The organism is Saliphagus sp. LR7, assembly GCF_003344565.1.
Taxonomy (GTDB): domain Archaea; phylum Halobacteriota; class Halobacteria; order Halobacteriales; family Natrialbaceae; genus Saliphagus; species Saliphagus infecundisoli.
Genome location: NZ_QPND01000004.1, coordinates 158,184 through 171,974, shown reverse-complemented (window position 1 = coordinate 171,974; position 13,791 = coordinate 158,184). Strand labels below are relative to the sequence as shown.

At 70.6% G+C, this 13,791-nt stretch carries 11 protein-coding genes; 5 read left to right on the top strand and 6 right to left on the bottom strand.

Going from position 1 to position 13,791, the window contains the following annotated elements; all coding sequences use genetic code 11:
- Positions 1-112 precede the first annotated feature (112 nt).
- Positions 113-3,259, top strand: a complete 3,147-nt coding sequence (locus DVH23_RS07960) for a glycoside hydrolase family 2 TIM barrel-domain containing protein (protein WP_114576909.1) — start codon at positions 113-115, stop codon at positions 3,257-3,259.
- A 4-nt stretch (positions 3,260-3,263) separates the two neighbouring features.
- Here DVH23_RS07960 and dgoD read toward each other — a convergent pair whose 3' ends face one another.
- Positions 3,264-4,448, bottom strand: coding sequence for a galactonate dehydratase (gene dgoD / locus DVH23_RS07955; RefSeq protein WP_114577057.1), 1,185 nt, complete (start codon positions 4,446-4,448; stop codon positions 3,264-3,266).
- A gap of 147 nt (positions 4,449-4,595) precedes the next feature.
- Here dgoD and DVH23_RS07950 point away from each other — a divergent pair, with 147 nt between their 5' ends.
- The gene (locus DVH23_RS07950; protein WP_198667873.1) at positions 4,596-5,354 is read left to right on the top strand and encodes an IclR family transcriptional regulator; all 759 of its coding nucleotides are present in this window, start codon (positions 4,596-4,598) and stop codon (positions 5,352-5,354) included.
- 562 nt (positions 5,355-5,916) lie between these two features.
- On the opposite strand, the gene thiD is transcribed toward DVH23_RS07950, so the two are convergent.
- On the bottom strand, positions 5,917-7,122 hold the full coding sequence (gene thiD, locus DVH23_RS07945) for a bifunctional hydroxymethylpyrimidine kinase/phosphomethylpyrimidine kinase (protein WP_114576907.1): 1,206 nt from the start codon (positions 7,120-7,122) through the stop codon (positions 5,917-5,919).
- A gap of 68 nt (positions 7,123-7,190) precedes the next feature.
- A complete protein-coding gene (locus DVH23_RS07940) occupies positions 7,191-8,201 on the bottom strand; it encodes an AIR synthase-related protein (RefSeq protein WP_114576906.1) in 1,011 nt (336 codons plus the stop codon).
- A gap of 168 nt (positions 8,202-8,369) precedes the next feature.
- On the opposite strand from DVH23_RS07940, the gene DVH23_RS07935 reads away from it, so the two are divergent.
- A complete protein-coding gene (locus tag DVH23_RS07935) occupies positions 8,370-8,885 on the top strand; it encodes a hypothetical protein (protein WP_114576905.1) in 516 nt (171 codons plus the stop codon).
- Here the strand turns inward: DVH23_RS07935 and rdgB are convergent, their stop codons facing one another.
- Positions 8,886-9,431 carry an RdgB/HAM1 family non-canonical purine NTP pyrophosphatase gene (gene rdgB, locus DVH23_RS07930; RefSeq protein WP_114576904.1) on the bottom strand — a complete coding sequence of 182 codons (546 nt, stop codon included), beginning with the start codon at positions 9,429-9,431 and terminating at the stop codon, positions 8,886-8,888.
- A 78-nt stretch (positions 9,432-9,509) separates the two neighbouring features.
- Positions 9,510-9,788: a DUF5808 domain-containing protein gene (locus DVH23_RS07925; RefSeq protein ID WP_114576903.1), complete on the bottom strand. Its 279-nt coding sequence runs from the start codon at positions 9,786-9,788 to the stop codon at positions 9,510-9,512.
- Positions 9,789-9,887: 99 nt separating this feature from the next.
- Between DVH23_RS07925 and DVH23_RS07920 the strand changes: the two genes are divergently transcribed.
- Both DVH23_RS07920 and DVH23_RS07915 read left to right on the top strand, forming a co-directional pair.
- Positions 9,888-11,903 (top strand): hydantoinase/oxoprolinase family protein, encoded by a 2,016-nt coding sequence (locus tag DVH23_RS07920; RefSeq protein WP_114576902.1) that lies wholly within the window; start codon positions 9,888-9,890, stop codon positions 11,901-11,903.
- Positions 11,900-13,537, top strand: coding sequence for a hydantoinase B/oxoprolinase family protein (locus DVH23_RS07915; RefSeq protein ID WP_114576901.1), 1,638 nt, complete (start codon positions 11,900-11,902; stop codon positions 13,535-13,537). The genes DVH23_RS07920 and DVH23_RS07915 overlap by 4 nt, the downstream gene beginning before the upstream one ends.
- A 61-nt stretch (positions 13,538-13,598) precedes the next feature.
- Here DVH23_RS07915 and DVH23_RS24975 read toward each other — a convergent pair whose 3' ends face one another.
- On the bottom strand, positions 13,599-13,730 hold the full coding sequence (locus tag DVH23_RS24975) for a hypothetical protein (protein WP_255565231.1): 132 nt from the start codon (positions 13,728-13,730) through the stop codon (positions 13,599-13,601).
- Positions 13,731-13,791 lie beyond the last annotated feature (61 nt).

Sequence of the window (13,791 nt, the reverse complement as noted above, 5' to 3'; positions counted from 1 at the left end):
CGGAGGCGCTCGTGGAGGAGACCGGTCGAGTTCGCAGGGCCGCCGCGGGAGGTCGTCGCCCCGGGTTGCAGGCGTCCGAAAGAGTAAACATCGCGGGCTCGTCCCATCCGGCATGGACGACTGGATCGATCCGGAGACGGTCGGCCGAAACCGACTCGAACCGCACGCCGACGTCCTCCCTTACCCTGACTGCGGGACGGCCCTGGCCGGCGAGCGGGCCGACTCGCTCTGGATCACCTCCCTGAACGGGACCTGGAAGTTCGATCTCGCGCCCACGCCATCCGAGGCGCCCGAGGGAGCTGCCGACCCCGACTTCGATACGGAGGGCTGGGACGACATCGAGGTACCCCTGAACTGGCAACTCGCCGGCTACGGCACGCCCCACTACACGAACGTCGTCTACCCGTTCCCGGTCGATCCGCCGCGGGTCCCGACCGAGAACCCGACGGCCACCTACCGGCGGACGTTCCGGGTCGACGGAGAGTGGGACGGTCGGCAGGTCCGGCTTCGCTTTGCGGGCGTCGACTCGGCGTTTCACCTCTCGGTCAACGGGCAGCGGGTCGGCTACAGCGAGGGCGCGCGCCTCCCCGCGGAGTTCGACGTCACCGACCACGTCGAACCGGGCGAGAACACGGTCGCCGTCCGGGTCTACAAGTGGTCGAACGGGAGCTACCTCGAGGACCAGGACATGTGGTGGCTCAGCGGGATCTTCCGGGACGTCTACGCCTACGCCCTCCCCGAGAGCCACGTCTCGGACGTCGACGTCCGCGCGGAACTCGACGACGAGTACGAGGACGGTCGGTTCCGGGCGACCGTCGACGTGACCAACGCGGGCGGCGCCGCGACCGAGACGGCCGTGGAGGCGATGCTGCTGGACCCGGAGGGGGAAACGGTGGCGGAGTTCGAGCGGAGCGTGGACGTCGCTCCAGGGGAGACCGCGTCGGCGACGGTCGAGACGACCGTCGAGGAGCCGGAGCAGTGGACCGCCGAGACCCCGGCGCTGTACGCGCTCGTCCTCTCGGTTCCCGGCGGGACGGTCGTCGCCGAGACCCTCGGTTTCCGTGAGGTCGAGATCGCGGACGGCCACCTGCTTGTCAACGGCGAGGCCGTCACGATCCGGGGGGTGAACCGCCACGACTTCGACCCCGACCGCGGGCGCCACGTCCCCCTCGAACGGATGCGCGAGGACGTCGAGATGATGAAGCGTCACAACGTCAACGCCGTCCGGACCGCCCACTACCCCAACGACACCCGGTTTTACGACCTCTGTGACGAGTACGGCCTCTACGTCGTCGACGAGACCGACCTCGAGTGCCACGGGATGGAGTTCGCCCCCGAAACGCCCCACCCGAGCGACGATCCCGCGTGGACGGACGCCTACGTAGACCGGATGGTCCGGATGGTCGAACGCGACAAGAACCACCCGAGCGTGATCCTCTGGTCGCTCGGCAACGAGTCCGACTTCGGCTCGAACCACGTCGCGATGGCCGAGGAAACGCGAGAACGAGATCCGACGCGCCCCATCCACTACGAACCCGACGAGGACCAGGAGGTCTCGGACGTCGTCGGCCCGATGTACCCGCCCTGGGAACAGCTCGAGGCGTGGGCGAGCGAGGCCGAATACGATCACCCGGTGATCCTCTGTGAGTACGCCCATGCGATGGGCAACGGCCCCGGAAACCTCGCGGAGTACTGGGAACTGTTCGAGGCGAACGACCGCATCCAGGGCGGGTTCGTCTGGGACTGGATCGACCAGGGGATTCGGGCCGTCGAGACCGATGAGGGGGCGGTCGTCGCCCGCGCGGCCGACGCGACGGGCGCGGACGGCCCGGAGTTCTTCGCCTACGGCGGGGACTTCGGCGACGAACCGAACGACAGGAACTTCAACATCAACGGGCTCGTCCTCCCCGACCGCGAACCCTCCCCCGGGCTGGTCGAACACAAGAAGGTCGTCGAGCCGGTCGCCCTCTCGGCGGGCCCCGAGGCGGGCGAGTTGACCGTCGAGAACCGCTACGACTTCCGCTCGCTTTCGGACCTCCGGGCGACCTGGCGTCTCGAGGCCGACGGCCGGGCCGTCGAGAGCGGCTCCCTGGAGCTCCCCGACCCGGACCCGGGCGAGTGCGCCGCCGTCGAGCTCCCGGTTGATCCCGATGCGCTCTCCGAGGACGCCGAACGCCTGCTGACGGTCGAGGTCGAACTTGGCAAGTGGACTCGCTTTGCCCCCGCCGGCCACACCGTCGCGACCGGCCAGTTCGAACTGGGCGGCTCCCCCGGATCGCCGCCGTCCGCGGAGTCGGCGCCGCTCTCGTGTGACCGGACCGACGACGGCATCGTCGTCTCGAACGCCCACGTCGAGGTCGCGTTCGACGAGACTCGGGGAATCATCGACTCGCTGACCTACCGGGGCCGGGAGCTGCTCGCCTCGGGGCCCGAACTCGGCCTCTGGCGGGCGCCGACCGACAACGACGGGGGCCTCCCGCTCTCGCGGACGTTCCTCTCGCGGATGTCCGAGATCGCCCGCGACGAGGGTCGCCTCTCGGAGACCGAGGTCCGAACGGTGGGGTTCGCACAGCTCTGGCGCGAGTACGGCATGGACGAACTCGGCTTCCGGGCCGACGACGTCGAGTACGCCACCCGGGACGACGAGGTGGCGGTCACGGTCGAGGGACGGCTCGCGCCGCCGATCTTCGACCACGGGTTCGCCGTCGAACAGGTGTACACCGTCTCGGCGGACGGGAGCGTCGGGATCGACACGCGACTCGAACCGGAGGGCGATCTCTCGGGGCTCCCCTCGCTTCCGCGGGTCGGCCTCGACCTCGTCCTTCCGGGAGAGTTCGACCGGGTCGCCTGGTACGGCCGCGGCCCCGGCGAGTCCTACGCCGACAGCAAGCAGGCGGCGCTCGTCGGCCGCTACGAGCACCGGGTCGAGGAGCTACACACGCCCTACGTCCGTCCCCAGGCGAACGGCAACCGGACGGGCGTCCGATGGGCGACGGTCACCGACGACGGCGGCGTCGGGCTCTCGGTCTCGGGGGACGACCTCCTGAATCTCGCGGCTCATCGCTACACGACCGCCGAACTCGAGGCCGCGGCCCACCCCCACGAGCTTCCCCGCCGCGAGGAGGTGTCGCTCTCGATCGATCACGCCCACTGCGGGCTCGGGACGGGAAGCTGTGGCCCGGCGACGCTCGAGTCCTACCGCGTTCTCCCGGAATCGATCGAGTTCGGCGTCGAACTCCGGCCGTTCGCACGGGACTGACCGCTCACCACTCGGCGACGCTGCCGTCCTCGTGGCGCCAGACGGGGTTGTGCCAGTCGACGGTCTTCTCTGCTTGCTCGCGGACGTACGCCTCGTTGACGTCGATCCCGAGGCCGGGTCCGTCGGGAATCTGGACGAACCCCTCCTCGTAGTCGAACACGGAGGGGTCCGCGAGGTAGTCGAGGACGTCACTGGTCTCGTTGTAGTGGATGTTCAAACTCTGTTCCTGGATGAGCGCGTTCGGCGAGCAGGCGTCGACCTGGAGACACGAGGCCAGCGCGATCGGCCCCAGCGGACAGTGGGGCGCGACGGCGACGTCGTAGGCTTCGGCCATCGCGGCGATCTTCTTGACTTCGGTGATCCCGCCGGCGTGGGAGAGATCGGGCTGGATGACGTCGACGCTGCCGTCCTCGAAGATTTCCTTGAAGTCCCATCTCGAGTACATCCGCTCGCCGGTCGCGATCGGGGTCGTCGTGTGGGCCGCGATCGTCCCCAGCGCGTCGTTGTGCTCGGGGAGGACCGGTTCCTCGACGAACATCGGTTCGTACGGTTCCAGAGCCGCCGCGAGGCGCTTGGCCATCGGCTTCGTGACCCGGCCGTGGAAATCGACGCCGACGTCGACGTCGGGACCGACGGCCTCGCGGACCTCCGCGAGGCGGTCGACGGCGGCCGCGACGCTCGCGGGGTCGTCCACCCGCTGGAGTTCCGAGGTCGCGTTCATCTTGAGCGCGCTGAAGCCGCTCTCGACCTTCTGGCGGGCCTCGTCGGCCACCTCGCTGGGCCGATCGCCGCCGATCCACTGGTAGACCCGAATCCGGTCTCTGGCCTTCCCGCCGAGCAACTCGTGGATCGGCGCGCCGAAGCGCTTGCCCTTGATGTCCCACAGCGCCTGGTCGATACCGGCGATGGCGCTCATCAGGACCGGCCCGCCCCGGTAGAACCCGCCGCGATACATCGTCTGCCAGTGGTCCTCGATGTCGGCGGGGTCCTCCCCGAGGAGGTAGCTCTCGAGGAGTTCCTCGACGGCCGCTCGCACGGTGTGGGCCCGGCCCTCGACGATCGGTTCGCCCCAGCCGACGACCCCGTCGGCGGTCTCGAGGCGGAGCACCAGCCACCGTGGCGGGACCTCGAACAGTTCGTAGTCGGCGATCCGGCTCGATCCGGTCGTCTCGGCGTTGCCCGAACTCATGACCCGACCGACGGACCGATCCGGCATAAACGCGACGCCTCCCGCCGTCCGGCGATCGGCCGTACACGTCCCGTCTCCGCCCGTCCGCGAACCACTCCCGTTCACGGTATGAGAACGCTTTTGCTCGCCGGGGCCCACCGCCCATACATGAGCGACACGGGACGCGGCGTGAAGACGACCGAAACCAGCTTCCGGATCGTCGAGGCGATCCGCGACGAGCCCGGCCTCGGGATCAGTGCCCTCGGGCGGGAGGTCGGCCTCTCGAAAGGTGCGGTCTCCAAACACGTGCACACGCTCACCGACCTCGGCTACCTCGTCCGCGAGGGCGACGGCTACTACCTGAGCAATCGGTTTCTCTCCCTGGGGATCCAGGCCAGAGAGCGATTCCCGATCGAACACGTCCGCCCGGTCGTCTCCGACCTGGCCGAGACCACCGGCCACGTCGCGAACTTCATCGCCCGCGAGGACGACAGGGGCATCTACGCGCTCCGGATCAGACCCGACGGGAGCGAGGATGGAGACATCGCGGAGGGCGACGTCGCCCCGCTACACGCGACCGCGGGCGGGAAGGCCATCCTCGCACATCTTCCGGCCGACGAGAAACGCGCCCTGCTCGCAGACTCGAGCCTGCCGGCCTATACCGAAAAGACGCTCACCGACCGGGCCGACCTCGAGCGCGAACTCCGCTCGGTCCGCGACCGGCGGGTCGCCTTCGACCGCGAGGAGTACCGGAAGGGCCACCAGTGTGTCGCCTCCCCGATCATCGGGAGCGAGGGGACGGCGATCGACGCGATCAGCGTCACGGGCAGCGACTACCACATGTCGGGCAAGCGCCTGGAGGAGGACGCCGTGGGGCTGGTGACCAGCGCCGCGAAGTCCGTCGAGAACGCCCTCCTCTCGCGGTAGTCGTTCACTCATCGTGAACGCCTGGGCGGCGCCCACTCCTGATGCGGGAGCTCGCCGGCCGAGACTGACACCCATACGCGTGTAATCTCCAGAGGTCGGGACCGGTGGTGATTTCGTCGCCATCGCCGCCCGTCCAGACGACCCCCTGGAGGACTGCGCCCTAGTGAAAGAAATATTATTTCTCGTCGAACACACCTATTCTAATATATTAACCGAGTCCATGGCGCCGAGGATCCGAGACGTCGTGAGGACAACACCAACCACGAACGGTGGTGATCGTCGAACGGTCGATAGAGGGGCTCGGTCCAACGGTCCGGGAGGTCCCGGGGAGTTTCGCGAAACAAATCGACAAGCTGCCCGCCCCCTCTATCCGTGTTCGTACGCTTCCGGCGTTCGTCCGTTCCGGTGGAGCGCAGAAGACGGGGCGAGAGAACGTCCCACGACTCCCCAACGCTGGTCTCGGTTCCCACGTTTCGACGTTTTCCCCGCCCTATATGACTGTTTTTAAATATAGATCGAATTCGTATGTTTCTTCGACTGGAGGGGAGTTCGCCGGCCCTCGCTACCGCTCGGAGGGGTCGGCGACGGCCCGCCGGAGCTCCCCGGCATCGGCGGCGAACAGGACCGTCCGTTCGGCCCCGGCCACCGCGACCGGGGATCGGTCGCCAGGGAGGTCGAACGGCCCCTCCGAGGGGTCGGTATCGCTCTCTACGACCGGCCGGGCGGGAGCCGCGCGTCTCCCGCCGACGATGGCCACAAAGCGGAGGTCGGGCCGTTCCTCCCGGGCAGCGAGCAGCGCGTTCGCGGCGTCGGTCTCGAGGCCGAACCGGGGTCGAGCGCCGTCCGCGACGGCGACGTCGTCGACGTTCGCGGCATACGGCGTCGCGCCGGCGACCGCGACGCACTCGCCGTCCGGCTCGGCCAGTGCACCGACCGCCTCCGCGACGTCGGCTCTCGCGGCCGCGTTCCGGAGTTCGAGTGCGTGGTTGACCGCGCCCGGCCCCCCTCCGACGTCGTAGTGAAAGCGGACGGCCCGCGAGAGGGCGGCGACGGCCGCCTCGACGGCCGCCCGGAGGTCGTCGCCGGCCGCCAGCCGGGCGGCGACCGCCGCCGAGAGCGCACAGCCCGAGCCGTGGGTCGCGTCCGTGTCGATCCGGGGATGCTCCATGGTTCGTGCGCCCTCGCCGTCGACGAGGACGTCCGAGATTCGCTCTCCGGGAAGGTGGCCGCCGGTGACGAGAGCGGCCCCCGCGCCGAGGTCGCGGAGGTCCTCGCCGGCCGCACGCGCGTCCGCCGGACTCGTGATCGTTCGACCAGTGAGAACCTCGGCCTCGTCGGCGTTCGGCGTGACGAGCGCCGCCTCGGCGATCAACTCCTCGTAGGCGCGTTCGGCCGCGGGCTCGAGCAGCCGGTCGCCGGAGCTCGCGACCATCACGGGGTCGACGACGAGCGGGAACCCGAACTCTCCCGCTCGCTCGGCGACCGACTCGACGATCTCGGCCGTCGCGAGCATCCCCGTCTTCGCGCCGGTGATCGCGAAGTCGTCGCGGACGGCCGAAAGCTGGGCGGCGACCTCCTCGGCGGGCAACGGAAACGAGCCCTCGACGCCGCGGGTGTGTTGGGCGGTGATCGCTGTGACGACGGAGGTGCCGTAGACCTCCTGGCCCGCCATCGCGGCGAGGTCGGCCTGGATCCCCGCGCCGCCGCCGGAGTCGCTGCCGGCGATCGTGAGCGCGACCGGTCGGGAGTCGGGATGGGGTGGGAGCATGGCTGCCCTAATCTCCGGTTGTACAAGTCAGTGGTGGTCGCGCTCGCGCCGACGGGGAACCGACGCGGCTACGACCCCGCCGCGAGCGCGGCGTACACCGCCCAGGAGGGGTCGCGCTCCGGGGGAGCGACTCGCTCGCCGTCGGCGACGACGCCCTCGCCCTCCTGGACGCGGCCGATCTCGGCGACGGCAGTGTCCCGGGCCTCGAGGGCCTCGACGACTCGCTCGACCCCCGAAGGGTCGACCGCGAGCAGGAGGGTGCCACAGGAGGTCGCCGCCCAGGGGTCGAAGTCGAAGTGGTCCGCGACCTCCTCGACGCCCGGCCGGAGCACGACGGCGTCCCGATCGATCTCGAAGCGGACGCCCGCGCCCGCCGCCATCTCGTTCATCGCGCCCGCGATCCCGCCCTCCGTGGCGTCGTGCATCGCGCTTACCGGACCTGCCGCGGCGGCCGCGAGGGCGTCTCTGGCACAGTGGACGTCCTCGATACGGTCGCGAGCAGCCGAGAGAACCGAGTCGGGAAGATCGATCCGGTCGGAAAAGAGCGTCGCGAGCACGCCGACGGCCTCCGCGGCCGGACCCGTCGTCAGCAGCAGGCGGTCGCCGGGGCGGGCGCCGTCGGGGCGGATCAGCTCCTCGGGGTCACCGACGCCGAACACCGTGGCCGCGCCGATCCAGGGGTACGAACACTCGGAGTAGCGGGCGGTGTGGCCGGTCGCGACGGCGATCCCCATCTCCCGGCACTCCCGGTCTACCGTCTCCCAGACGGTCGCGAACTCCTCGTCGTCCATCTCCGGCGGGAGGGTAAACGAGATCGAGAGATGCGAGGGCGCCAGGCCGCTCACCGCGACGTCGGCGATCACGAGGTCGAGCGCGAACCGTGTCGCGCGTTCGAACCCGAGCACGGGGAGAATCGAGATCGGGTCGGTCGCGACGGCGACCGCGCGGCCGCCGACCGAGAGCAACCCGAAGTCGATGCCGTGGGTCGGACCGATGCGGACGTCCTCGCGGTCGGCACCCAACTTCGGGGCGATCCGGTCTTCAAAGAACGCGCGGTCTACCTTGCCGAGGTCGGTCACGCCCGAACCGAGGCAGGGGGGCGCCTTCACCCTATCGACGGAACGCTTTTTCGCCCGCCCCACCCACGACCCGTATGGATAGCTGGGCGGCGCTGTTCGAGCGGGCGGCCGACGTCGAGGTAGACGCCGCGAGGATCCAGGAGGCGATCCGCGAGCGCGAGGGGAGCGATGGCTGAGGGAGCCGACGGCGATCGTTTCGACGACGCCGGGCGCGACGACCGGCCGGACCCGACCCGCGTCGTCGCCGACAGCGGGGTCCTCGCCGCGGACCTCCTCGTGGGAGGTGCCGCCCGCGAGGCCCTCGATCACGTTCGGGCCCACTCCTGGATGGGCCTGGTCGCGAGCGACCCGCTCCTCGAGGAAACCGAAGAGCTCGTCGCCACCCTCGCCGACGCGGACCTCGCGGCCGCCCACCACGAGCGTCTGGAGGCCGACCGGGTCGCGGTCACCCATCCCGAGGACGACCACCCGGCGCTGGCCTCCGCGTATCACGGAAACGCAGCCCACCTGCTCACCGAGAGCGAGGAGCTCGCCTCGCCGGGGGCCGGCATCGCCCTCCAACCCCACGTGCGGGTGAGCGTCCGCCCGCCCGACGCCTTCGCCCGGCTGTTCGACCCCGAGTCGCTCTACGAGGCCGAACGCGGGGGCGAGTATCCGGGCCCCGACTGCGATCCCCGGGCCTGACTACCGCTCGCGACCGGCGTACCACTCCGCGAACGCCTCGAGGGCGCGCCCGCGATGGGAGACGGCGTTCTTTTCGGCGGTGCTCATCTCCGCGAACGTCCGTCCGTCGTACTCGAAGACCGGATCGTAGCCGAACCCGTCCTCGCCCCGCGGAGAAACGATCGTTCCGCCGACCGAGCCCTCGAACGTCTCGACCCCCTCGCCGTCGGCGTAGGCGACGACCGTCCGGAAGCGTGCCCGGCGATCCGCGTCGTCCTCCAGCAGCCGCGGGATCGCCTCGATCCCCAGCGTGTCCTCGACGTACGCCGAGTACGGCCCCGGGAACCCGCCGAGGGCCTCGACGGAGAGCCCGGTGTCGTCGACGACGACCCCCTCCTCGCCGCCGAGGTCCGCGAACGCCTCCCTCGCTCCTCGTGACGCGATCACGCCGACGTCGTCGGCCTGGATCTCGGGATAGTCGTAGTCGACCTGCTCGACGGCCTCCGTGAGATACTCGCCGGCCTCCCGTACTTTCCCCTCGTTTCCCGTGACGAACCGAACGGTCATGGGTGAAGTCGGACGGGTCGACCCAAGTCGGCTTCGGTCCCGCCGTCGGCCGACGGCGCCCGGTAGAAAGGCGTCGCCTTACTCGTCGTCGACGATGACCTCGACGGGCTCTTCCTCGTCGGGGACCTCGCCGGCGGCGTCGGTCCCGCCTTCCTGCCAGAGGAGGACAGCGGCGACGCCCAGCACGATCCAGGAGCGCCAGTTCGCCATGTTGAGGGTGTAGCCGACGCCGAAGGGCTTCTCGACTAACATCCCCTGGCCGGGCTGCCAGTACGCGGAGAGCATCCGTCCCAGGCTCGGTCGGTCGAAGTTGTACGGCACGCCGAAGATCTCGCCGGACGTCGGTTTCTCCACCATACCCTGCATTGAACCTCCCCCGATATGAGTATTCGGTTGTCCGCGGGCGGGTCGGGGCCGGTGGGACACGTTTTTGTCCCGGAGCCTCCCGGATATCCCATGGAAACCGGGACCGCCCGAATCGGGGTCGACGTCGGCGGGACCTTCACCGACGTCACCCTCCGGACCGGCGACGGCTTGGTCACCGCCAAGGTGGCGACGACGCCCGAGCAGGCCGACGGCGTCATGCGGGGGATCGAGGTCGCCTGCGAGCGGGGCGGAATCGTCCCCGCGGGGATCGGCGAGTTCACCCACGCGACGACCGTCCCCGTCAACGCCCTCCTGGAGCGGGCGGGCGCGCAGACAGCCCTGGTCACCACCGAGGGGTTCCGTGACGTCGTCGAGATCGGCCGCCAGGACCGGCCCGATCTGTACGACCGGAGTGTCGAGCGACCGGATCCCCTGATCCCGCGCCGGCGCCGGCTCGAGGTCGACGAACGCGCCACCCCCGAAGGCGTCGAGCGGCCCGTGACCGAGGAGGCGATCGAGCGGGTCGCAGGCGAGATCCGCGAGACGGGAGCCGAAAGCATCGCGGTCGCGCTGCTACACGCCTACGCGACGCCCGACAACGAGGCCCGGCTCGCAGAGGGACTGCGCGACCGGCTCCCGATCCCGGTCTCGGTCTCCCACGAGGTGCTCGCGGCGTTCCGGGAGTACGAGCGGACAGCGACGACAGCGGCCGACGCCTACGTCCGGCCGGCGGTAGACGCCTACCTCGGCGACCTGATCGAGCAGGTCCGAGCGGCTGGCGTCCCGACCCCGCAGGTGATGGGAGGAAACGGCGGGGTCGCGGGCGCCGACCGGGCCAGAGAGCGGGCGGCGACGACGGTGCTCTCGGGGCCCGCGGCGGGCGTCGTCGGCGCCGCCCGAGCAGCCGAAGGGGTCGCTGCCGACCGCGACCTCGCGGGCCTGGTGACCTTCGACATGGGCGGCACCTCAAGCGACGTGAGCCTCGTCCGGGACGGCGAGGCCGAACGGACGGCCGAGACGACCGTCGGCGGAGTGCCGATCCACCTCCCGATGGTCGACGTGACCACCGTCGGCTCGGGCGGCGGGAGCGTCGCCCGGGTCGATAGCGGGGGGGCGCTCCGGGTCGGTCCCCGCTCTGCGGGCGCCGAGCCCGGCCCCGCCTGCTACGGCCGCGGCGGCGAGGAGCCGACCGTCACCGACGCCGCCGTCGAGCTGGGATACGCCGGGGGGAAGTTGGGGGGAGAGCTCGCCCTCGAGCCCGATCGGGCGACGGCGGTTCTCGCGGAACTCGCGGAGGCTGGCGGGTTCGATACCGCTGCCGAGGCCGCCGCGGGGATCTACCGGGTCGCAGCGGCGACGATGACCCGGACGATCCGGGAGGTCACCGTCGAGGCTGGCCACGACCCCCGCGAGTTCGGGCTGGTCGCCTTCGGCGGCGCCGGCCCGCTGTTCGGGGCGGCGCTGGCCGACCGGCTGGGGATCGGAACCGTCGTCGTCCCGCTCCAAGCGGGAGTGCTCTCGGCGATGGGGCTGCTCGCGGCCGACGAGGAGGTGGACGCCGTCCGAACGCTCCGGACCCGCCTCGCGGAGGCCGACCTCGAGGCGGTCGAAGCGGCGTTCGCGGCGGTCGGCGAGCGAGCCCGGAAAGGGCTCCGCGACCCCGATCGGGGAACCGTCGATCGGGTCGCGGACTGCCGGTACGCCGGCCAGAGCTTCGAGCTCTCGGTGCCCGCTCCCGACCCGTTCGATCCCGAGATCGTCCGCGATCGGTTCGAGGACGCCCACGAACGGGCCTACGGCTACCGGACCGACGACCCCGTCGAACTGGTGACGCTGCGGGCCAGGGCGAGCGTCGGCCGGGAGCTGGGACCGATCCCCTACGAGGGAGAGGAGAGCTTCGAGCGGGGAACCCGCAAGGCGCGCTTTGGCGACGACGTTCACGAGACCGCGGTCCACGACAGGCGGGGACCGCCCATCGGAACCACTATCGACGGCCCGGCCGTCCTCGAGGGCCGCGAGTCGACGACGCTCGTTCCCCCCGAATGGACGGCGACCGTCCGGGGGGACGGGACGCTCGTGCTCACTGAAGGGGGTGAGTCGGCGTGAGCGGCGTCGATCCGGTCACCCTCGAGGTCGTCCGCAACCAGTTGGAGGGGGTCGCGACCGAGATGGGCCAGGTGTTGATCCGCAGCGCCCGCTCGCCGAACATCAAGGAGCGCCGGGACTGCTCGACGGCGCTGTTCGACCGCGAGGGCCGAATGGTCGCCCAGGCCGAGCACATCCCGGTCCACCTCGGGGCGATGCCCCGGGCGGTCGAGACGGTTCTCGATCGGGACCTCGTCCCCGGCGACGTCGTCGCGCTGAACGACCCCTTCGCGGGGGGGACGCACCTCCCCGACGTCACCCTCGTCGCGCCGATCGCCGTGGCGGGAGAAGTCACGGGCTACGCGGTCTCCCGGGCCCACCACGCCGACGTCGGCGGGGCGACCCCGGGAAGCATGCCCGCCGGGGCGACCGAGATCTACGAGGAGGGCCTGCGGATTCCGGGGGTTCGGCTCGTCCGCGGGGGCGAGATGGATGAGGACCTCCTCGAGACGGTCCTCGCGAACGTCCGGGACCCCGAGGAGCGTCGGGCGGATCTCCGGGCCCAGATCGCGGCGACCGACCGGGCCGGCGAGCGGATTCGGGAACTGGCCGCCGAGAGCGAGGTCGGGCTCGAGACGGCCTTCGACGCCGTGATCGACTACTCCCGCGAGCGGATCGAAGGCGAGTTGGAGGGATTTCCGGACGGCGAGTACTGCGCTCGCGACGTCATGGAGGGCGACGGCCGCACCGACGAGGAGATCCCGATCGAGGCGACGGTGCGGATCGACGGACGCCGGATGGAGGTCGATTTCGCGGGGACCGCGAGCCAAGTTGCGGGCAACGTCAACGCCCCGCTCGCGGTCGCGACCAGCGCGGTCTACTTCGTCCTCCGGTCGGTGACCGATCCGGAGATCCCGCCCAACCACGGCTGTTACGCGCCGGTCAGCGTCGAGGCGCCCGAAGGATCGCTGCTGAACCCGCGACCGCCGGCGGCGGTCGTCGGCGGCAACGTCGAGACCAGCCAGCGGGTGACCGACGTCGTCCTCGCGGCCCTCGAAGAGTGCGTTCCGGATCGCGTTCCGGCCCAGGGGCAGGGGACGATGAACAACTTCGTGATCGGCGGGCGCGGGGGAGGGGGCTCGAGCGGAGACGTCGACGGCACGGGCGAGGAAGGGTTTACCTACTACGAGACGATCGGCGGCGGCCTCGGCGGCCGGGCGGACTCCGATGGAATCGACGGCGTCCAGGTCGGGATGACCAACACGCTCAACACGCCGGTCGAGGCCCTGGAGACCGAGTACCCCCTCAGGGTCGAGCGCTACGGCCTCCGGCCCGACACCGGCGGCGACGGCGAGTTTCGGGGCGGGCTGGGAATCGAGCGGGCCGTGAGAGTCGAGACCGACGCCGTCGTCTCCCTGCTCTCCGAACGCCGACGGACCCGACCGGCGGGCGCCGCGGGCGGCGAACCGGGCGCGACCGGGGAGAACCTGATCGATGGGCGGACCGTCGGAGCGAAGACGACGGAATCGGTGTCGGCAGGCGCGACGGTCACGGTCCGGACGCCCGGCGGCGGCGGGTACGGTGATCCCACGGAACGGGACCCGGAGGCTCGCGAGCGTGATCGTGAGGACGGGAAGGTGAGCGACGGCGAGTGAGACGTCGCCGGAGGACGATGACCGCCTGCCTGCTCCCGGCGATGGGAGGGAGACGTTTCGGTTACCGAGGTTCGTCAGCCACCGACCGCTCCCCCTCGTCTTCCTCGTCGGAAAAGACCTTCTCGTAGAACGTCAAACACAGGTCGATGGCGAGTTCGCCCCCCTTGGCGACCGCGACGAGGATCTCGTCCATGGGAGTGCGGTTCGGTCGTCCGTGTGATAACGGTAACCGTGCCCGTCCGGACGACCGGCGA